The 20,767-nt window shown below is 53.9% G+C and carries 21 protein-coding genes; 9 read left to right on the top strand and 12 right to left on the bottom strand.

Going from position 1 to position 20,767, the window contains the following annotated elements; genetic code table 11:
- The first annotated feature begins 1,032 nt into the window (after positions 1 to 1,032).
- The 8 genes from tdcA to AC2FAP_RS11065 all read left to right on the top strand — a co-directional run bounded on the left by tdcA (position 1,033) and on the right by AC2FAP_RS11065 (position 11,428).
- Positions 1,033 to 1,953 (top strand): transcriptional regulator TdcA, encoded by a 921-nt coding sequence (tdcA, locus tag AC2FAP_RS11030; protein ID WP_014171743.1) that lies wholly within the window; start codon positions 1,033 to 1,035, stop codon positions 1,951 to 1,953.
- A 116-nt stretch (positions 1,954 to 2,069) separates the two neighbouring features.
- Positions 2,070 to 3,059, top strand: a complete 990-nt coding sequence (gene tdcB, locus AC2FAP_RS11035; RefSeq protein ID WP_032679736.1) for a bifunctional threonine ammonia-lyase/L-serine ammonia-lyase TdcB — start codon at positions 2,070 to 2,072, stop codon at positions 3,057 to 3,059.
- A 10-nt stretch (positions 3,060 to 3,069) separates the two neighbouring features.
- Positions 3,070 to 4,401, top strand: coding sequence for a threonine/serine transporter TdcC (gene tdcC, locus AC2FAP_RS11040; protein WP_014171741.1), 1,332 nt, complete (start codon positions 3,070 to 3,072; stop codon positions 4,399 to 4,401).
- A 30-nt stretch (positions 4,402 to 4,431) separates the two neighbouring features.
- A complete protein-coding gene (tdcD, locus tag AC2FAP_RS11045) occupies positions 4,432 to 5,640 on the top strand; it encodes a propionate kinase (protein ID WP_410388478.1) in 1,209 nt (402 codons plus the stop codon).
- Positions 5,641 to 5,655: 15 nt separating this feature from the next.
- Positions 5,656 to 7,950 carry a formate C-acetyltransferase gene (gene pflB / locus AC2FAP_RS11050; protein ID WP_449541337.1) on the top strand — a complete coding sequence of 765 codons (2,295 nt, stop codon included), beginning with the start codon at positions 5,656 to 5,658 and terminating at the stop codon, positions 7,948 to 7,950.
- 151 nt (positions 7,951 to 8,101) lie between these two features.
- Positions 8,102 to 8,512 carry a Spy/CpxP family protein refolding chaperone gene (locus AC2FAP_RS11055; RefSeq protein WP_047743743.1) on the top strand — a complete coding sequence of 137 codons (411 nt, stop codon included), beginning with the start codon at positions 8,102 to 8,104 and terminating at the stop codon, positions 8,510 to 8,512.
- A 262-nt stretch (positions 8,513 to 8,774) separates the two neighbouring features.
- Positions 8,775 to 10,106, top strand: a complete 1,332-nt coding sequence (locus AC2FAP_RS11060; protein ID WP_025202948.1) for an SLC5/6 family protein — start codon at positions 8,775 to 8,777, stop codon at positions 10,104 to 10,106.
- A gap of 20 nt (positions 10,107 to 10,126) precedes the next feature.
- On the top strand, positions 10,127 to 11,428 hold the full coding sequence (locus AC2FAP_RS11065; protein ID WP_032679024.1) for an L-cysteine desulfidase family protein: 1,302 nt from the start codon (positions 10,127 to 10,129) through the stop codon (positions 11,426 to 11,428).
- Between the two features lie 42 nt (positions 11,429 to 11,470).
- Here the strand turns inward: AC2FAP_RS11065 and AC2FAP_RS11070 are convergent, their stop codons facing one another.
- On the bottom strand, positions 11,471 to 12,172 hold the full coding sequence (locus AC2FAP_RS11070) for a pirin family protein (RefSeq protein ID WP_014171735.1): 702 nt from the start codon (positions 12,170 to 12,172) through the stop codon (positions 11,471 to 11,473).
- Positions 12,173 to 12,275: 103 nt separating this feature from the next.
- Between AC2FAP_RS11070 and AC2FAP_RS11075 the strand changes: the two genes are divergently transcribed.
- Positions 12,276 to 13,178, top strand: coding sequence for a LysR family transcriptional regulator (locus AC2FAP_RS11075; protein WP_014171734.1), 903 nt, complete (start codon positions 12,276 to 12,278; stop codon positions 13,176 to 13,178).
- 40 nt (positions 13,179 to 13,218) lie between these two features.
- Here the strand turns inward: AC2FAP_RS11075 and AC2FAP_RS11080 are convergent, their stop codons facing one another.
- From AC2FAP_RS11080 to AC2FAP_RS11130, 11 genes are all read right to left on the bottom strand, one after another.
- Positions 13,219 to 13,584, bottom strand: coding sequence for a DUF805 domain-containing protein (locus AC2FAP_RS11080; RefSeq protein ID WP_014171733.1), 366 nt, complete (start codon positions 13,582 to 13,584; stop codon positions 13,219 to 13,221).
- 106 nt (positions 13,585 to 13,690) lie between these two features.
- Positions 13,691 to 14,677 carry a glutathione S-transferase family protein gene (locus tag AC2FAP_RS11085; RefSeq protein ID WP_020883573.1) on the bottom strand — a complete coding sequence of 329 codons (987 nt, stop codon included), beginning with the start codon at positions 14,675 to 14,677 and terminating at the stop codon, positions 13,691 to 13,693.
- A gap of 72 nt (positions 14,678 to 14,749) precedes the next feature.
- Entirely contained in the window at positions 14,750 to 15,142 is a 393-nt protein-coding gene (locus AC2FAP_RS11090; RefSeq protein WP_006178691.1) for a DoxX family protein, read from the bottom strand.
- 209 nt (positions 15,143 to 15,351) lie between these two features.
- Entirely contained in the window at positions 15,352 to 15,648 is a 297-nt protein-coding gene (locus AC2FAP_RS11095; protein WP_020883574.1) for a YqjK-like family protein, read from the bottom strand.
- Positions 15,645 to 16,043: a phage holin family protein gene (locus tag AC2FAP_RS11100; RefSeq protein ID WP_013098867.1), complete on the bottom strand. Its 399-nt coding sequence runs from the start codon at positions 16,041 to 16,043 to the stop codon at positions 15,645 to 15,647. Before AC2FAP_RS11100 ends, AC2FAP_RS11095 begins: the two co-directional genes overlap by 4 nt.
- Before the next feature lies 1 nt (position 16,044).
- Positions 16,045 to 16,350 (bottom strand): ElaB/YgaM/YqjD family protein, encoded by a 306-nt coding sequence (locus AC2FAP_RS11105; RefSeq protein WP_003862645.1) that lies wholly within the window; start codon positions 16,348 to 16,350, stop codon positions 16,045 to 16,047.
- A gap of 29 nt (positions 16,351 to 16,379) precedes the next feature.
- Entirely contained in the window at positions 16,380 to 16,748 is a 369-nt protein-coding gene (locus AC2FAP_RS11110) for a DUF1090 domain-containing protein (protein WP_014171729.1), read from the bottom strand.
- Positions 16,749 to 16,891: 143 nt separating this feature from the next.
- On the bottom strand, positions 16,892 to 17,275 hold the full coding sequence (gene mzrA, locus AC2FAP_RS11115; RefSeq protein WP_020883575.1) for an EnvZ/OmpR regulon moderator MzrA: 384 nt from the start codon (positions 17,273 to 17,275) through the stop codon (positions 16,892 to 16,894).
- 2 nt (positions 17,276 to 17,277) lie between these two features.
- On the bottom strand, positions 17,278 to 17,940 hold the full coding sequence (yqjA, locus tag AC2FAP_RS11120) for a DedA family general envelope maintenance protein YqjA (protein ID WP_014171727.1): 663 nt from the start codon (positions 17,938 to 17,940) through the stop codon (positions 17,278 to 17,280).
- A gap of 344 nt (positions 17,941 to 18,284) precedes the next feature.
- A complete protein-coding gene (gene exuR, locus AC2FAP_RS11125) occupies positions 18,285 to 19,061 on the bottom strand; it encodes a transcriptional regulator ExuR (RefSeq protein ID WP_014171726.1) in 777 nt (258 codons plus the stop codon).
- A 117-nt stretch (positions 19,062 to 19,178) separates the two neighbouring features.
- Complete coding sequence (locus AC2FAP_RS11130) at positions 19,179 to 20,477, bottom strand: MFS transporter (RefSeq protein ID WP_014171725.1); 1,299 nt, start codon at positions 20,475 to 20,477, stop codon at positions 19,179 to 19,181.
- Between the last annotated feature and the right edge of the window lie 290 nt (positions 20,478 to 20,767).

Here is a 20,767-nt window from a genome sequence, read left to right on the forward strand (position 1 = left end):
TCGGTCAGCTTCAACTTCTTACAAAACCCCGCTTCGGCGGGGTTTTTGCTATCTGCGCTAAATGAGATGAATGACTGTCCACTCCGCTTTCTATAAAAGAACGCGGCTTATCGGTCAGCTTCAACTTTTTACAAAACCCCGCTTCGGCGGGGTTTTTGCTATCTGCGCTAAACGAGATGAATGACTGTCCACTCCGCTTTCTATGAAAGAACGCGGCTTATCGGTCAGCTTCAACTTCTTACAAAACCCCGCTTCGGCGGGGTTTTTGCTATCTGCGCTAAATGAGATGAATGACTGTCCACTCCGCTTTCAATGAAAGAACGCGGCTTATCGGCCAGCTTCAACTTTTTACACAACCCCGCTTCGGCGGGGTTTTTCTTTTATCGGCCTTAGAAATTGCAAGCAAGGGCCACCCGATGCATCGCTCACACGACATCAATTATCACATTTGCGACATTAAGCACATTTCACTGCTTTCATCCCTTCTGTGTCTTTTTCGCATCTGCTGGCGATCGTAATCACAAAATTTCGCGCTAAATAATCCTGATTCTGCAGTATTGTTAATTTGTTATGAATGTTGCTTTTATGATCGTGAATGTTTTCTTATTTGATATATGTATATTGAATTCAAAAACATTTAGCTCATGAATGTGTGATGCATTCCACTGTTTACCGAAAGTCAGCAAAATCACCCCAGACAAATTTGATAAATTGAAAGAATGTTTTAAACGAATTACGGTTACTTATTAATCTTTAATTGCCTGAAAGATAGTCTTTATCGATTTTTTTAACGCCGAAAAATTTACCTGTGTTATCGCCATAAAATAAATTTATTACTGCTCTTTTTGTTGATCAATATCAGCGTTATGGCGTATTTATTTTAATGTAACTTATTGATAGTAAGGTGTTTTAAAGGGTTGTCGTTATGCTGATTAAGGGTGTGAAAAAGCAAATTGTGAGTAACAGCACATACCCCCGTCAGCCATATTGAGTAGAATCCACCCCGTCATAGGGAAATAAGCGCAGAATATTATGAACACTATTATTCTACCGAAAACACAGCACCTCGTGGTATTTCAGGAAGTCATTAAAAGTGGCTCCATTGGTTCTGCTGCAAGACAACTGGGCCTGACGCAACCTGCCGTCAGCAAAATTATCAGCGATATCGAATCTTACTTTGGCGTTGAAGTCATGGTGCGCAAAAACACCGGCGTTAAACTGACTGCGGCAGGCCAGGTATTACTCTCGTACTCTGAGTCGATCACCCGTGAGATGAAAAACATGGTGAGCGAGATTAACAGCCTCAGTTTCAGTACCGTCATGGATGTCTCATTTGGTTACCCGTCGCTCATTGGCTTCACCTTCCTGTCCGAAATGATCAAAAAATTCAAGGAAGTGTTCCCGAAAGCGCGTGTCTCGATGTACGAAGCTCAGCTGTCCTCTTTCCTGCCGGCCATTCGCGACGGCCGGCTGGATTTTGCCATAGGCACCTTAAGTGATGAAATGCTGCTGCAGGATCTTCATGTCGAGCCGCTGTTTGAGTCTGAGTTTGTCCTGGTGGCCAACAAATCACGAACGTGCACCGGCTCGACTACACTGGCATCACTCACGGATGAACAGTGGGTGATGCCGCAAACCGATATGGGCTACTACAAAGAACTTCTGACCACCCTGCAAGACAATCACATCAGCATTGAAAACATCGTCCAGACCGATTCCGTCGTGACCATTTATAACCTTGTCCTGAATGCCGATTACCTGACGGTTATTCCCCGCGACATGATTGCGCCATTCGGTTCCGACCAGTTTATTGTACTGCCGGTGGAAGATGAATTACCCATAGCGCGTTATGCCGCGGTGTGGTCAAAAAATTACAGAATTAAGAAATCGGCGTCAGTATTAGTCGAACTGGCAAAACAATACGCGTCACTGACCAGTGAAAGACGACGATGATTAAATAACCCTCTGATAACGCGTTAACCTGTTTAAAAACACCCAGAGCTTATTTTATCCGTGCTCTGATACCCTGACTTTGCCTGAAGAAAATGAATTATTATAACGAGGATATTATGCATATTACCTACGATCTCCCGGTGACCATTGAAGATATTCAGGACGCCAGAAAACGACTGGCAGGCAAAATATATAAAACCGGCATGCCGCGCTCAAATTATCTCAGCGAACGCTGTAAAGGTGAGATATTTCTGAAGTTTGAAAATATGCAGCGTACTGGCTCCTTCAAGATCCGCGGTGCGTTTAATAAATTAAGTTCGCTGACCGAGGCTGAAAAACGTAAAGGCGTGGTCGCCTGTTCTGCAGGCAACCACGCGCAGGGCGTGTCGCTCTCCTGTGCAATGCTCGGTATCGACGGCAAAGTGGTCATGCCGATGGGCGCGCCGAAATCTAAAGTCGCCGCCACCCGTGACTACTCGGCTGAAGTGGTGCTGCACGGCGAAAACTTCAACGACACCATCGCCAAAGTCAGCGAAATCGTGGAGCTGGAAGGGCGCATTTTTATCCCACCGTATGACGATCCGAAAGTGATTGCCGGCCAGGGCACCATTGGTCTGGAAATTCTCGAAGATTTGTATGATGTGGATAACGTGATTGTACCCATCGGCGGTGGCGGTTTAATTGCCGGAATTGCAACGGCCATTAAATCCATCAACCCGACCATTAATATTATCGGCGTGCAGTCTGAAAACGTACATGGAATGGCCGCATCGTATCAGGCAGGAGAAATCATTAACCACCGCGTTACCGGTACATTAGCCGACGGATGTGATGTGTCTCGCCCGGGTAAATTAACCTTCGAGATTGTTCGTGAATTAGTCGATGACATTGTGCTGGTCAGCGAAGACGATATTCGTAACAGCATGATTGCCCTCATTCAGCGAAATAAAGTGGTTACAGAAGGTGCTGGCGCACTGGCCTGTGCGGCGTTATTAAGCGGCAAGCTTGATCACTATATTCAGGGGCGTAAAACCGTCTGCATTATTTCCGGCGGCAATATCGATCTCTCCCGCGTATCCCAAATTACCGGCTTCGTTGACGCATAAAGGATGACCTATGAGCAACACAGAAAGCATTATCGTTGGCCAGACAAAAACGTCCTCCTGGCGTAAGTCTGATACCACCTGGACGCTTGGCCTGTTTGGAACCGCCATTGGCGCAGGTGTGCTGTTCTTCCCGATTCGCGCAGGCTTCGGCGGCTTGATTCCTATCCTGCTGATGCTGGTGCTCGCTTTCCCGATTGCGTTTTATTGCCACCGGGCGCTGGCGCGCCTGTGTCTGTCCGGCAGTAACGTATCTGGCAACATCACCGAAACGGTGGAAGAGCATTTTGGTAAGACCGGTGGGGTGGTGATCACGTTCCTCTACTTCTTCGCCATTTGCCCGCTGCTGTGGATTTACGGCGTCACCATTACGAACACCTTTATGACCTTCTGGGAAAACCAGCTCCAGCTGCCCGCGCTTAACCGCGGCGTGGTGGCGCTGTTCCTGCTGCTGCTGATGGCCTTTGTTATCTGGTTTGGTAAAGACCTGATGGTGAAGGTGATGAGCTTCCTGGTGTTCCCGTTTATCGCCAGCCTGGTGCTGATTTCCCTGTCGCTGATCCCTTACTGGAACTCGTCGGTGATTGACCAGGTCAATCTGAGTGATATCGCGTTTACCGGGCATGACGGCATTCTGGTGACGGTCTGGCTGGGGATCTCCATCATGGTCTTCTCCTTCAACTTCTCGCCCATCGTCTCCTCGTTTGTGGTCTCGAAACGTGAAGAGTACGAACCCGAGTTCGGTAAAGCGTTTACCGAGCAGAAATGTTCCAAAATCATCGGTCGCGCCAGCTTGCTGATGGTCGCGGTGGTGATGTTCTTCGCCTTTAGCTGTCTGTTCACGCTCTCGCCGCAGAACATGGCCGATGCCAAAGCGCAGAATATTCCCGTGCTTTCTTACCTGGCGAACCACTTTGCGACCATGTCAGGCACTAAATCAACGTTTGCCACGGTGCTGGAATACGGTGCCTCCATCATTGCGCTGGTCGCTATCTTCAAATCCTTCTTCGGCCACTATCTGGGCACGCTGGAAGGGCTGAACGGCCTGATCCTGAAGTTCGGTTATAAAGGCGATAAGAAGAAAGTCTCCGTGGGCAAACTGAACACCATCAGCATGGTATTCATCATGGGGTCGACCTGGGTCGTTGCCTATGCCAACCCGAACATTCTCGACCTTATCGAAGCCATGGGGGCGCCAATCATCGCCTCTCTGCTGTGCCTGTTGCCGATGTATGCCATTCGTAAAGCGCCGGCAATGGCGAAATATAAGGGCAGACCCGAGAACATCTTCGTCACGGTTGTGGGCCTGCTGACCATCCTGAACATCGTCTACAAACTGTTCTAAACCCTGGCTCAGGAAGAGCGGAGTAACACCATGATTGAGTTTCCGGTTGTATTGGTTATTAACTGCGGATCGTCCTCTGTTAAGTTTTCAGTACTCGATGCCAGCAGCTGTGATGCCCTGATGACGGGCATTGCAGACGGGATTAACACCGAAAAAGCCTTTATTTCCGTGAACGGGGGTGAGCCAGCCAGACTGGCTCACCATGACTACGAAGGGGCGCTGGCAGCCATCGCCCTGGAGCTGGAGAAGCGTGACCTGATGAGCAGCGTGGCCCTGATTGGCCATCGTATTGCGCACGGCGGCGACCTCTTCAGCGAGTCGACCCTTATCACGGAACAGGTTATTGAGCAGATCCGCCAGGTTTCCTCGCTGGCGCCGCTGCATAACTACGCCAACTTAAGCGGCGTCGAGGCAGCCGAACGCCTGTTTCCGGGCATACAGCAGGTGGCGGTGTTTGACACCAGCTTCCACCAGACGCTGGCCCCGCAGGCCTATCTGTACGGGCTGCCGTATCGCTATTTTGAAGAGCTTGGCGTGCGGCGCTATGGCTTCCACGGTACGTCCCACCGCTACGTTGCCGGGCAGGCGCATGCCTTGCTCGGGATTTCGCCTGAGGACAGCGGGCTGGTGATTGCCCATCTCGGCAACGGGGCATCCATCTGCGCGGTACGCAATGGTGAGAGCGTGGATACCTCCATGGGCATGACGCCGCTGGAAGGTCTGATCATGGGGACCCGCTGTGGCGACGTTGATTTCGGCGCCATGGCCTGGATAGCCCAACAGACCGGACAGTCATTTGAGGATCTGGAACGCGTCGTCAATAAAGAGTCCGGCCTGCTGGGGATCTCGGGAATATCCTCCGATCTGCGAGCCCTCGAAAAGGCCTGGCATGAGGGACATCAGCGGGCACAGCTGGCGATCCAGACCTTTGTTCACCGTATCGCACGGCATATTGCCGGGCACGCGGCATCGTTACACCGCCTGGACGGTGTGGTGTTCACCGGCGGGATTGGTGAGAACTCCAGACTGATCCGCACGCTGGTGGCGGAACACCTGGCCGTCTTTGGCATCACCCTCGATGAAGCCAAAAATGCCCTGCCGTGCAGCGCAGGTGAGCGTGTGATCACTACCGATTCGTCCCGCGTGGCCTGCGCGGTGATCCCAACCAACGAAGAAAAAATGATCGCGCTGGATGCCCTCCGTCTTGGGAAGGTCACTCCGGCTGCGGCTTATGCCTGACAGAGCGAGAAATTCATGAAAGTAGCAATCGATACGCGCGTTGCCCCTTACAGCGACGCATGGGCCGGGTTTCGCGGTGAAGAATGGAAAGACACCGTCAACGTGCGCGATTTTATTCAGCATAACTATACCCCTTATGAAGGCGACGAAACTTTCCTCGCGCAGGCGACGACAGCAACGACGGCGCTCTGGGAGAAGGTAATGGTGGGCATTCGTCAGGAGAATGCCACCCATGCGCCGGTGGATTTTGACACCAACATTGCCACCACCATCACGGCCCATGGACCGGGCTATATTGACCAGCAGCTGGAGACGATAGTCGGCCTGCAAACCGATAAGCCGCTCAAACGTGCGCTGCATCCGTACGGCGGGATCAATATGATCCGCAGTTCATTCGAAGCCTATGGCCGTGAGATGGATCCGCAGTTCGTATATCTCTTTACCGAACTGCGCAAAACCCATAATCAGGGTGTCTTTGACGTTTACTCCCCCGAGATGATGCGCTGTCGTAAATCAGGCGTGCTGACCGGGCTACCGGACGGCTACGGACGCGGGCGCATCATCGGCGATTACCGCCGCGTGGCGCTGTACGGCATCCGCTATCTGGTGCACGAGCGTGAGCGCCAGTTCGCGGATCTGCAGGGCAAACTCGAACGGGGTGAAGATCTGGAGGCGACGATCCGCCTGCGTGAAGAGCTGGCGGAACACAAACGCGCACTGCTGCAGATCCAGCAGATGGCAGCGAACTATGGCTTCGATATTTCTCGCCCGGCGATGAATGCGCAGGAAGCGGTACAGTGGGTTTACTTTGCCTATCTGGCCGCGGTGAAATCCCAGAACGGCGGGGCGATGTCGCTGGGACGCACGGCCTCGTTCCTGGATATTTATATCGAACGCGATATGCAGGCGGGTCGCCTGAGTGAGATCCAGGCGCAGGAACTGATCGATCATTTCATCATGAAGATCCGCATGGTGCGCTTCCTGCGTACTCCGGAGTTCGACACGCTCTTCTCCGGCGATCCTGTCTGGGCCACCGAAGTGATTGGCGGAATGGGGCTGGATGGCCGCACGCTGGTCACCAAAAACAGCTTCCGTTACCTGCATACCCTGCACACGATGGGACCTGCACCGGAGCCAAACCTGACGATCCTGTGGTCCGAACAACTGCCCGTCGCATTCAAGAAGTACGCTGCACAGATGTCGATCGACACCTCGTCGCTGCAGTATGAGAACGACGACCTGATGCGCGTGGATTTCAACAGCGACGACTACGCCATTGCCTGCTGCGTCAGCCCGATGGTGATCGGCAAGCAAATGCAGTTCTTTGGCGCCCGCGCTAACCTGGCGAAAACGCTGCTGTATGCGATCAACGGCGGGGTGGATGAGAAGCTGAAGATCCAGGTCGGGCCGAAAACCGCGCCGCTGCTGGATGAGGTGCTGGATTACGACACCGTGATGGCGAGTCTGGATCACTTTATGGACTGGCTGGCGGTGCAGTACATTAGCGCGCTGAATCTCATTCATTACATGCACGATAAGTACAGCTACGAAGCCTCACTGATGGCGCTGCACGACCGGGACGTTTACCGCACCATGGCCTGCGGTATCGCCGGGCTGTCGGTGGCGGCGGACTCGCTGTCCGCCATCAAATACGCCACGGTAAAACCCGTACGCGACCATACCGGCCTGGCGGTCGATTTTGTGATTGAAGGGGATTACCCGCAGTACGGTAACAATGATGACCGCGTGGACAGCATTGCCTGTGACCTGGTGGAACGCTTTATGAAGAAAATTCAGGCGCTGCCGACCTACCGCAACGCGGTGCCGACCCAGTCGATCCTGACCATTACGTCGAATGTGGTCTACGGCCAGAAGACCGGCAATACGCCGGACGGACGCCGCGGCGGTACGCCATTCGCACCGGGCGCGAACCCGATGCACGGACGAGACAGGAAAGGGGCGGTGGCCTCGTTAACCTCCGTCGCTAAGCTGCCGTTTACCTATGCGAAAGACGGGATCTCTTACACCTTCTCCATCGTGCCTCAGGCGCTGGGCAAGGATGAGAGGGTGCGCAAAACCAACCTTGTAGGGCTGCTGGACGGGTATTTCCACCACGAAATGGCCATCGAGGGGGGACAGCACCTCAACGTTAACGTCATGAACCGGGAGATGCTGATGGAGGCGATTGAGCACCCGGAGAACTATCCCAACCTGACCATTCGTGTCTCAGGGTATGCGGTGCGCTTTAATGCGCTGACGCGCGAGCAGCAGCAGGACGTGATCTCAAGGACGTTTACCCAGGCACTGTGATCGTCGTCTGAAACAGGCCCCCTTTGGTTAAGGGGGCTTTTTTGTCCGCGGAACATACAAAAATGTTTATATAATTACTCACACATCTTCATCCGCTTCTGAAAAACAATGCGCCTGCTTTTCCCCTGAAACAGTATGTAAGGACAGTAAGATGATGAAAATGACCCGTATCACCCTGGTTACTGCCTCGCTGGTGGCGTGCAGTTTTGCCGCACAGGCCGCTGACGTTGAAGCTGCCCCCTCCCCGGCGCAGGATCCGCTGGTGCAACACCTCAAGCTGAGCAACGATCAGATTAAGAAGATCGACGCGCTGCATCAGACGCTGGAACAAAATGTCAGCAAGATCCCGATGACCGGCGTGAAAGACGGTGCGCTGATCGAGATGTTCCAGACCGGGAAATGGGATGAAAGCACGGTGAAAAACCAGCTTGCCGCATTCAGTAAAATTGAAGAGCAGACCCGCTATTACCGCGTCAAATACTACTTTGATGTCAGCCAGGTTCTGACAGCGGAGCAGCGTAAACAGGTGAAAACCGATATGGCGAATGCGCTGGCTAACTGATGACACACCCGCGCATGTCGCGGGTTTTTTATTTCTTGATCGGCATCACTTTTAGAAAAACACATCGATTATTCATCATATCAGAGTATTTATTTCTCTCGCTTGCGAAAAGCCTTATAAATATTGTGACTTTTTTCTCCCGCTCTCCACGTATGATTTGTCCATTCCAATAACACACACCTGCAGCAGTCTGGCTCATTATCGCTGGTGGTCAGAATCCCATAAAAACAACTGGTTACCCTACAAAATAAGCGAGTGCCTTATGGATACGGCAACAAACAGCAGTGTGATTGTGAACGATTCACCCGCGGCAAAGCGGGCAGGGATGAGTGAAAGCGAGTGGCAGGAGGCCATTAAATTCGACAGCACCGATACGGGCTGGGTCATTATGAGTATCGGAATGGCCATCGGCGCGGGGATTGTTTTTCTCCCGGTACAGGTGGGGCTGATGGGACTGTGGGTGTTTCTGCTTTCGTCAGTGATTGGCTATCCGGCCATGTACCTGTTTCAGCGGCTGTTTATTAACACGCTGGCAGAATCGCCGGAGTGCAAAGATTATCCAAGCGTCATCAGCGGCTACCTCGGTAAGAACTGGGGTATCTTATTAGGTGCGCTCTATTTCGTGATGCTGGTTATCTGGATGTTCGTCTACTCCACCGCCATCACCAACGACAGCGCTTCCTATTTACACACCTTCGGCGTGACGGAGGGGCTGCTCTCTGAAAATCCGTTCTACGGTCTGTTCCTGATCTGCATCCTGGTGGCGATCTCCTCCCGTGGCGAGAAACTGCTGTTTAAAGTCTCCAGCCTGATGGTGCTGACCAAGTTATTTGTGGTGGCGGCGCTCGGGTTGTCGATGATTGGCCTCTGGCATTTAGCCAACGTGGGCATGCTGCCACCCGTGGGGCTACTCATTAAAAACGCGATTATCACGTTGCCGTTTACCTTAACGTCGATTCTGTTTATTCAGACATTAAGCCCGATGGTGATCTCCTATCGTTCACGCGAAAAATCGGTTGAAGTGGCGCGCCATAAAGCGCTGCGGGCGATGAACATCGCCTTCGCGATCCTCTTCGTGACGGTCTTTTTCTACGCGGTCTCGTTCACCCTGGCAATGGGGCATGATGAGGCGGTCAAAGCCTACGAACAGAATATTTCCGCACTGGCAATTGCCGCGCAGTTTATCAGTGGCGACGGTGCCGGCTGGGTCAAAATTGTCAGCGTTATCCTGAATATTTTTGCCGTCATGACCGCGTTCTTCGGCGTGTACCTGGGCTTTCGTGAAGCGACGCAGGGCATTGTAATGAACATTCTGCGCCGCAAAATGCCGGCAGAGAAAATCAACGAAAACACCGTACAGCGCGGCATCATGCTGTTTGCCATTCTGCTGGCATGGAGCGCGATTGTGTTAAACGCGCCGGTACTGAGCTTCACCTCTATTTGCAGCCCCATCTTCGGCATGGTGGGGTGTTTGATTCCGGCGTGGCTGGTCTACAAAGTGCCGGCGCTGCACAAATATAAAGGCGTGTCGCTGGTGATCATTATCATCACCGGTCTGCTGCTGTGTGTTTCTCCTTTCCTCGCGTTTTCTTAAGGGCAAACAAGGTCGTAACGATGTCAGAGCAAACTCAATCTTTATGGAATCAATTTATTCGGGCGGTGCAGGAGGAAGTTAAACCTGCACTGGGGTGTACCGAGCCGATCTCTCTGGCGCTGGCTTGTGCGATGGCCGCGGAGCTTCTGCCGGGTGACGTCACACAGATTGAGGCGTGGGTTTCACCGAATCTGATGAAAAATGGCCTTGGCGTGACGGTACCTGGCACCGGGATGGTCGGGTTGCCGATTGCGGCGGCGCTGGGGGCTATTGGCGGCAACGCGCACGCCGGACTGGAGGTACTGAAAGATGCCACTGCCGATGCGCTGGTGCGTGCCAAAGCGCTGCTGGACGCCGGCCAGGTACAGGTCAAGCTGCAGGAGCCGTGCGATGACATCCTCTACTCCCGCGCCTGCGTTCACGCCGGACAGGCCTCGGCGATGGTGACCATCGCCGGTGGGCATACGCGGGTGGTGGAGATTGTCTGTCAGGGCGAAACCCGCTTTACGCTTGATTCTCAACCCGACGAGAGGAACGACGATCCGCTGGCGGTACTTTCAAACGCCACGCTATCGCAGATCCTTGAGTTTGTGGAGCAGGTGCCGTTTGACGCGATCCGCTTTATCCTGGCTGCCGGACAATTAAATGATGCGCTCTCCCGTGAAGGTTTAAGCGGAAAATGGGGGCTGCACATTGGCGCGACGCTCAATAAGCAGCGCGCTCGCGGATGGATAGCGCAGGACCTGGGCTCGGATATTGTCATTCGCACCAGCGCGGCCTCGGACGCCCGAATGGGCGGGGCGACGCTGCCGGCGATGAGCAATTCCGGATCGGGCAACCAGGGGATCACGGCCACCATGCCGGTTGTGGTGGTGGCGGAACATGTCCAGGCGGATGATGAACGTCTTGCCCGGGCGCTGATGCTTTCACACCTTTCGGCTATTTATATCCACGCCCAGCTTCCGCGCCTGTCGGCGCTGTGTGCGGCTACCACGGCGGCGATGGGGGCGGCGGCAGGCATGGCCTGGCTGATGGGCGGAAGCTATCAGACGCTCTCAATGGCAATCAGCAGCATGATTGGCGATGTCAGCGGGATGATCTGCGATGGCGCGTCCAACAGTTGTGCCATGAAGGTCTCAACCAGCGTTGGTAGTGCCTGGAAAGCGGTGATGATGGCGCTGGATGATTCGGCGGTAACGGGCAATGAAGGGATTGTGGCGCACGATGTGGAGCAGTCGATCGCGAACCTGTGTTCGCTGGCGTGCCGCTCCATGCAGGCGACGGACCGGCAGATTATTGAGATTATGGCACGTAAAGTGTAACGGTTTCCTCTCTCCCCGCCGGGGAGAGAGGATTATCGGGTGTTAAACCGGTAAATCAATTAACAGCGCGCGCAGCGGCGAATCAGCAACCAGCGTGATATTCGCTTCGTCGCGAATAAACGCCCCGTCACCGCAGGTGAGCGCTTCTTTCTCTTCCGTATGCGTCACCGCATGCACCGTACCGTGAATCGATTGCAGATAGGCGCGCGGACCATGAAGCTGGAAGCTCGCCTGTTCCCCTTTCTTCAGTTCGATATGGTGCAGCCACACCTGCTGGCGCAACTGCAGGCTGCCTTGACTGCCGTCCGGGGAGGCTATCAGCTGCTGCCTGTCGCCCGTCAAATCTAACTTCTGTACCAGCGGGTTTTCCCGCTCAGGGCAGGCATCCAGCCACAGCTGCATACGGGTCAGCGTTTTATCTTTGCTGAGGTTATGCTCGCTGTAACTGATGCCCGGCTGCGTGGAGATTAATAATGCTTCGCCGGCCTTCGCCTGGACATGATTGCCCTCGCTGTCGCGGTATTCTGCTTCGCCTTCCAGGATCAGGTTCAGGATATCGACTTTCGGGTACGTACGCGGCTGGAAGGACGCGCCTGGGGCGAGCACTTCCTGATTCAATACGCGCAATGAAGCGTAACCGAGCAGTTTAGGGTCAAAGTAGTGTCCAAAGGAAAAGGTGTAGCGGGCCTGCAGCCAACCGAAATCGGCTTGTCCGCACTGTTTAGCTGTTCTTGTCGTAATCATAAACTTGACCTCTCTTTACACTAAACAATGGTAAAGGTATGGACGCTTCATTGTTAGCCAGATATTCTGCCCGGTATGTTCAAATTTCCTGAATGAGAACGAGATGGCTAAAGAGAGAGCATTGACGCTTGAGGCGCTTCGCGTCATGGACGCAATTGATCGGCGTGGCAGTTTTGCCGCGGCGGCAGATGAACTGGGGCGCGTTCCGTCTGCGCTCAGCTATACCATGCAGAAGCTGGAGGAAGAGCTGGACGTGGTGCTCTTTGACCGCTCCGGTCATCGAACAAAATTCACTAACGTCGGACGGATGCTGCTGGAGCGTGGTCGCGTCCTGCTGGAAGCGGCGGACAAGCTGACGACGGACGCCGAAGCGCTGGCGCGCGGCTGGGAAACTCATCTGACGCTGGTGACGGAAGCGCTGGTGCCCACCGAGGCGCTGTTCCCGCTGGTGAACCGGCTGGCCGATAAAGCAAACACCCAGTTATCGATCATCACCGAGGTGCTGGCCGGGGCCTGGGAGCGACTGGAGACGGGCAGGGCGGATATCGTCATTGCCCCGGATATGCACTTCCGTTCCTCATCTGAAATCAACTCCCGCAAGCTCTACAGCGTGATGAACGTCTATGTCGCCGCACCGGATCACCCGATTCACCAGGAGCCGGAGCCGCTCTCGGAAGTGACGCGGGTGAAATACCGCGGGGTCGCGGTCGCAGACACAGCCCGCGAGCGTCCGGTGTTAACGGTGCAGTTGCTGGATAAACAACCGCGTCTGACCGTCACGTCGCTTGAAGACAAACGTCAGGCGTTGCTGGCAGGCCTGGGCGTGGCAACGATGCCGTATCCGTTTGTCGAAAAAGATATTGCAGAAGGGCGGCTACGCGTGGTCAGCCCGGAGTACACCAGCGAAGTGGACATCATTATGGCGTGGCGGCGCGACAGCATGGGTGAGGCCAAATCGTGGTGCCTGCGCGAAATACCCAAGCTCTTTGCCCATCACAACAAATAAAAAATCGAGCCCGGTACGCGAAATGCCACCGGGCTTTGTTTTATGCGTTGAGTTTTGGATCGGGCCCGAAGCGGTTTTCGCCCGGCGTGCCGGCCTGACAGTTGAAGACCAGAATGACCAGCCAGCCCACAATCGGGATCAGCAGCAGCAGTAACCACCAGGCTGAACGATCGGTATCGTGTAGCCGTCGGAACAGCACGGCCCATGAGGGAAGCAGGACCAGCAGGCCGTAAATCGTGGTGAGAACACCTTCACCGCCGGCTCGTTCCCAGCCAAGAATTTTATCGATAATGCCCAGCACCATGATGAGGATGAAGTTCACCAGAACGAACATCCAGTACTCTTTACGGCGAGCGCGGCCACCAAATCCAATGTAGTTGCGCAGTACTTTTAAATACCAGTCCATTTTCCTTGCCTCATTAGTCAGTCAATCACTTGTTTTTTAAGCGATCGAGGTAAGGATAGATGGAGATTGTGAATTAAAAAAGGGCATCAATTGATGCCCTTGATATTTATCCGAAACGCACGTCGCGACCGTGCGGTTCATCCAGGTCCTGCCACGGACCCACCGAGATAATACCCGTCGGGTTGATGGTCTTATGGCTGCGGAAATAGTGGGTGCGGATATGGTTGAAATCGACCGTTTCAGCAATGCCCGGCATCTGATAAATATCGCGCAGGAAACCGTACAGGTTCAGGTAATCGCTGATGCGGTGTTTATCACACTTGAAGTGGGTAACATACACTGGATCAAAGCGAACCAGCGTTGTCCACAGACGAATGTCTGCTTCCGTCAGGCGGTCGCCCGTCAGGTAGCGATGCTGGCCGAGGATCTGCTCAAGACGCTCCAGCGATTCAAATACTTTTCCCACTGCGTCGTCATACGCTTCCTGGCTGGTGGCAAAGCCGGCCTTGTAGACACCGTTATTCACGTTGTCGTAAATCCAGCTGTTCAGCTCATCAATCTTATCGCGCAGCTCAACCGGATAGTAATCCCCGGCGCGGGCCCCGTGGGCATCAAACGCGGTGTTGAACATGCGGATGATCTCTGCGGACTCATTGCTGACAATGGTCTGGTTTTTCTTGTCCCACAGCACGGGTACGGTCACGCGTCCGGTGTAGTGCGGATCGGCGCGCAGATAGAGCTGGTAGAGAAAATCGTGGTGGTAGAGGTCATCACCGGTGGCGGCCGGGAAATCACTGTCAAACGTCCAGCCGTTTTCCAGCATCAGGGGGTTGACTACCGAAACCGGAATTAAGGATTCGAGTCCTTTCAGCTTGCGCACAATCAGCGTGCGGTGCGCCCACGGGCAGGCCAGAGAAACATAGAGATGATAACGGTCTTTCTCAGCCGCAAAGCCGCCTTCGCCGCTTGGGCCCGGTGCGCCATCGGCGGTTAGCCAGTTACGGAAGGCCGAAACAGAGCGCTTGAAGCGTCCCCCGGTGGATTTGGTGTCATACCAGACATCCTGCCAGACGCCGTCTACGAGTTGTCCCATTTTTTTCTCCTCCGTCAATAAGCAAAAGCGAGGAGATATCTCCTCGCTTTGTGTTCATTCAGTATAGCGTGCTTACCACTTCTTATTCAGAACGCGGTCGATGCTGTATGCGCCTGGGCCAGTGATGGCCAGCAGCAGGAAGCCACCCGCGATGGTCAGGTTTTTCATGAACATCAGGGAGTTCACGCCTTCCGCAAAGTTGCTGTGGAAGATGAACGCCGTCAGCAGGGTGAAGCCTGCGGTAAACAGTGCCGTGGTGCGGGTCAGGAAGCCAAACAGTACCGCCAGGCCGCCGCCGAACTCAAGGAGAATAGTCAGTGGCAGCAGGAACCCTGGAACACCCATGGCTTCCATGTATTGCTGCGTGCCCGCATAACCGGTGATTTTGCCCCAGCCTGCGGTGATAAACAGAACCGGCATCAGAATACGCGCTACCAGAACACCAACATCTTCTAATTTTTTCATTTTACTCTCCAGGAAACCACATCAGCGGCTGAACTTTATTTGTGTGCAAATTCGGGTAGATACCGCGTCTTTGCTGTCGATGGAGAGGAGTGTAAACGGGGCAGATGGGAATTGTTAGCAAGGAAAACTGTCAATCTTCTTCAAAGATATTGAGTAACGGGGAAGGGGGAAAGTGTGCCGGGTAAGCGAAACGCTACCCGGCATAAGAACTAACGCAGCTGTTGTTGACGAATCGTCGCTTTCACCAGACGCCAGGCGCTCCAGGCACCAAAGCCGCGGCGGGCCCAGCGGATCAGCATATTTGGATGACGAACCGTCCAGATAGCCATCACGCTGCTTCCGACCAGCGCCCATGAGCGCAGGCTCAGGAAGGTATTCCAGCCCCGGTCAAAACGACGCGTCGCGTCAACCCAGTCGCGACGACTGGCAGACAAATCCAGCCGTTGCTGCTGGATCTGACTGAGCAGGAATGCTTTTCGCTTCTGACGTTCGGCTTTATCGCTCACGGCTTGTCATCCTCCAGCAGGGCGCGATCGTTGGCCAGTTCCTGGCGCGTATGGCGCAGGAAAGTGGATTTGCGTGCTTTACGCATCGTCCATATGCCGCCAATCAGTGCCGCAACCAGCAGAACAACGGTGGTGGCAATCATCGCGTTGAGTCGATATTGCGGGTCAATGGCCCAGATGATTAACACCATCAGGCTCATCAGACCAAACGCGGCGAAGAGCATGGTAAGCCCGAGCATCAGCAGCATCTGGAAAAGGTTCGCTTTCTCCTCTTCCAGTTCAACCACTGCCAGTCGGACGCGCGTTTCGGCAATCCCGACCAGCGTCGTCAGAATACGCTGGCCGATGCCGAGGACGTTATTAGCAGGCCCTTGTGCGTGACGAGGATCTTCCATATTAACGACGCGTCAGGAGGACACCCAGTACCACACCTACCGCGGCACCAATCCCTACACCCGTCCACGGATTATCGCGAACATATTCGTCCGCGCGAGCTGCCGCTTCGCGGGTCTGTTTCGCCAGTGCATCACCGGTTTCACCCAGGCGATAACGGCTCTCTTTCAGCGCCTGCTCAGCTTTGCTGCGCAGTTTGCTGACCTCTTCTTTTGACTTATCTGCAGAGGAGTTCAGCACCTCTTCCAGGGTATCGGCCAGGGATTTCAGTTCAGCGCGCAGATTTTCAGACGTCGTATCTTTTGACATGATTCTCTCCTGTTGAGATTTCCGTTAACTCAATAATCGCGAGCTTCCAGCGCTTTCAGGTCGTCCTGCGCTTCTTTCAACTTCTTCTCGCGCTTAGCAATTTTTTCCGCATCCCCTTTCTCTTTCGCTTCCTGCAGGTCGTGACGGCGCTCGGCTATCTCGTCCTTCTGTTCAGCGATTTTTTTCTGGTGATCGGCACGTAGCTTGCTGTCAGAACAGTTCGCTTTCACTTCGCTCAGCGCTTTTTTGAGACCCTCAACACGATGCTGATTGTTATGCTTTTCGGCATAACTGATCTCACGCTGAATATCCTGTTCTTTCTCCTGACAGAGAGAGTTGGCGAAGGACGCTGTGCTTAAAGAAAAAAGGGCCAGAGCCAGAGTAATGCGGAATTTCATTATCGAAACCTTCCATTGTGTTGCGGCGTGAGCCGCTATCCAGAGTCAAGCGGAGTACATACATGGGGTGCTCCGCGTACTTAAGCATAGTAAGTAAACGGGGGATTCACCAAAGTGAGTGAAAAGATTCGGAATCCTGGTAATTATCCAAATCTATGCGACGAATCGCGAATCAGTGACAGCCAGGCTGCAGGCTGGTTGTCATCTTCCTGCTGGGCAATGATATAACCGTGCGGCAGCGTACGGTCGAGCACCACTTTCGCGGCGGCACTCTGCGCGCGGGAATCAAACTTAATCAGTAAAACATCGTCCTGCGGGGTGATGCTCTTAAAGCGGATGCCGTTGGCATCAAGATGATGCCACACCGAAAAACCGTCAGGCACGCTGACACCCTGACTCACCGGGCGAATGGCCAGCGTCGATTCCTGATGCGAAAGCGTCGTCCAGGCCAGGAACATGAGGCTGAGCAAGCCCAGGGCAATCATGGCCACGGCAAAACGGCGCACGGCAAGCGGTGAGATAACCATCGTTAACCTCTGGCCCCGTATTTCTTCTTCCACAGCACCACCAGCGAACCGACCAGACCAAAGACCAGCAGAACCACCGGTAACAGCATCAGGCAGGACATGAGCTGATCTTCATATTTCATGAAGACCGGCGTTTTGCCCAGCGCATAGCCCAGCGTGGTCAGGATCAGAACCCACAGCAGGCCACTCATCCAGTTGAAGAACTGGAAACGGGTGCTGCTTAATCCGGAAAGACCCGCAATGGTAGGCAGCAGGGTGCGTACAAAGGCGATAAAGCGGCCGATCAGGAGCGCGGAAAGCCCGTGCTTATGGAAAAGATGGTGCGCCCGCTGGTGATAATGCGCAGGAAGGTGGGAGAGCCAATTCTGCACCAGACGCGTATTGCCCAGCCATCGTCCCTGGATATAGCTCACCCAGCAGCCAAGGCTGGCGGCGATGGTCAGTAATAAAATGGTTTGCGGAAAGGCCATTGCCCCTTTGGCACACAGCACGCCGACGAGCACCAGTAAGCTGTCGCCAGGTAAAAAGGCGGCAGGCAGTAAACCGTTCTCAAGGAACAGAATCATAAATAAGACGAAGTAGAGCATGCCAATCATGGAAGGGTTGGCCAGCGTTTCAAAATCCTGCGCCCAGAGGGCATGCAGTAGTTGGGTCAAAAGTTCCATTCAGTGTTCCTGGAAATCGGTTAACGTCACGCCTGTTATCCGGGACAAACAGCACGGCGACATTGTTGTGATTTCATTATGGTCGCTCGCGGACACATTGAGGTGTGGCCAACACTGTTCCCTGTTAATTGGCTGGTTAGCAAGCACTAACTTACAAAATAACGAATTGAATCCAATTGTAACAAAGCCCAAGGTTCTGCGTCACAGAATTTGCAGGGGTGTGATGATTTTGGCGTAAGCCATGGAGGGGAGCGAGGGGATTTACAAAGGCTGACACTATATATGTTTTGCTTACCCACCTCTGCCAGAAGGCGCAGCGAAGCGCCTGCCAGCGAAAAGGTAAACTATTTTGCCGCACTGGCTGCCGTATCGAGATGAACGACAGGATTATCGGCAAAAAGATAGCGGTCAGCGTTAAATTCGAAGTCATCGCTGGTTTCATTGAACAGCATCTGCTTGGTGTTTTCCAGGTGCTGCCACATCGCCAGTTTTGCCGCATGGGGATCTTTGCGAATCAGCGCTTTAAGGATCTGATCGTGATCGTCGCACCAGTTATCCACGGTGCGGGAATCGATGTGATCGTGCAGTTTTTTCCAGTACGGGTTGTGAACGCGCTGAGTCCACATTTTTTCCACGATTGCCGCCAGCGCCGTGTTTTGCGTTGCCAGCGCGACCTGAACGTGGAACTGCAGGTCCCACTCTGAATCACGGAAACATTTTTCCTTGCGCGCGTTTTCCTGGATTTCCATCAGCTTCATGATGTCCTGCTTGGTCACCTGGGTCGCTGCAAATTCCGCAATATTGCTTTCGATAAGCTGGCGCGCCTGGAGCAGTTCAAACGGACCGTAGCTGGCGAATTCGAGACTTTCGTCGGCGACCGGGGAGTGTTTCGGCTGATTAGAAATCACGTGAATGCCGGAGCCTTTGCGAACTTCAACGTAGCCTTCCACTTCCAGCATGATAATCGCTTCACGCACCACGGTGCGGCTTACGCTTTTTTCATCAGCGATAAAGCGCTCAGCGGGGAGTTTATCACCGACAAGGTAGACACCTTGCTCGATGCGATCTTTCAGCTCGGCAGCAAGTTGTTGATATAAACGACGTGGTTCGGTGATTTCCATATGCGCTCCAGGCAGGGTACGGCGGATTATTTGTTATACCACTTTTGCGTGCCAGTCTCCAGATTTTGCCATGAAAAAAGCCGCCCGGAGGCGGCTTCTGTGACATCAGGAAGGGCGCTAACTTTGCGTTGCCGGTCCCCCCAGGGACTCTTTTAGCACCTCTTCTGCCGACTTACTTTTCAGCACCGTCCAGATAACCACTGCACCCATCAGGTCGAAGATAGCCAGTACGGCAAACAGCGGGCTGAAGCCGATGGTGTCCGCCAGCGCACCCACCACCAGAGCAAACAGGGTGCTCGCCGTCCAGGCAGCCATACCGGTCAGGCCGTTAGCGGTAGCCACTTCGTTACGCCCGAAGACGTCAGAAGAGAGCGTAATCAGCGCACCGGACAGTGACTGGTGAGCAAAACCACCGACGCACAGCAGGGCGATTGCCACATACGGGCTGGTAAAGAGGCCGATCATGCCCGGGCCAATCATCAGCACTGCGCCCATCGTCACGACCATTTTACGGGAAACGATCAGGTTCACGCCAAACCAGCGCTGGAACAGCGGTGGCAGATAACCGCCAACGATACAGCCCAGATCGGCAAACAGCATTGGCATCCACGCGAACATCGCAATCTCTTTCAGGTTAAAGCCATAGACCTTAAACATGAACAGCGGGATCCAGGCGTTGAAGGTCCCCCAGGCGGGTTCGGCGAGGAAGCGCGGCAGGGCGATACCCCAGAACTGACGGGTACCCAGAATCTGCCAGACCGTCATTTTTTTGCCGTTGTTGGTCTGATGCTGAGCTTCCTGACCCCCAATGATGTATTCGCGTTCGTCTTCAGACAGTTTTTTCTGATCGCGCGGGTGTTTATAGAAAATCAGCCACGCCATGGCCCACGCAAAGCTCAGTACACCAGAGATAATGAACGCCATCTGCCAGCTGTGCATCACGATAGCCCACACCACCAGCGGTGGTGCAATCATCGCACCGATGGAAGAACCGACGTTGAAATAGCCGACGGCAATAGAACGCTCTTTCGCCGGGAACCACTCAGAGCTGGCTTTCAGCCCGGCCGGGATCATTGCCGCTTCCGCTGCACCTACCGCACCACGTGCCAGCGCCAGACCGCCCCAGCTGCCTGCCAGCGCCGTGGCGCCGCAGAAAATAGCCCAGGCGATGGCGAAGAAGGCGTAGCCGATTTTGGTCCCGAGAATATCCAGAACATAGCCTGCGACAGGCTGCATGATGGTGTAAGCCGCGGAATAAGCAGCAATGATGTAGGAATATTGCTGAGTGGAGATATGCAGCTCTTCCATCAACGTCGGGGCTGCGGCTGCCACGGTGTTACGTGTCAGGTAGCCCAGCACGGTGCCTAACGTCACCAGTGCGATCATATACCAACGTAACCCTTTAATTTTACGCATCTAAAACCTCATCGTTATGTTAATTCCGTGCCTTGCACGGCAACCTCTCGACCGTGTCCGGGAGCGGTTGTGTAACGGGAGGGGCTTAACCGGGAGATGTCCCGGAACGGCCCGAACCTTGCCATAAGTAAGCGTGCATAAGTCGGTATCCGTACCGTTAAAACCGATGTTTTCACACCGGGAATGCATTCCGTCGGCTTAGTGTTTGCGACGGCGAAAAGATAACTTGTCATACAACTTTAAAAGGTGAGTGACATCACAAATGCATGATTATTTGTAGGGACATTATG

The sequence above is a fragment of the Enterobacter cloacae complex sp. 394I7 genome (assembly GCF_057320345.1).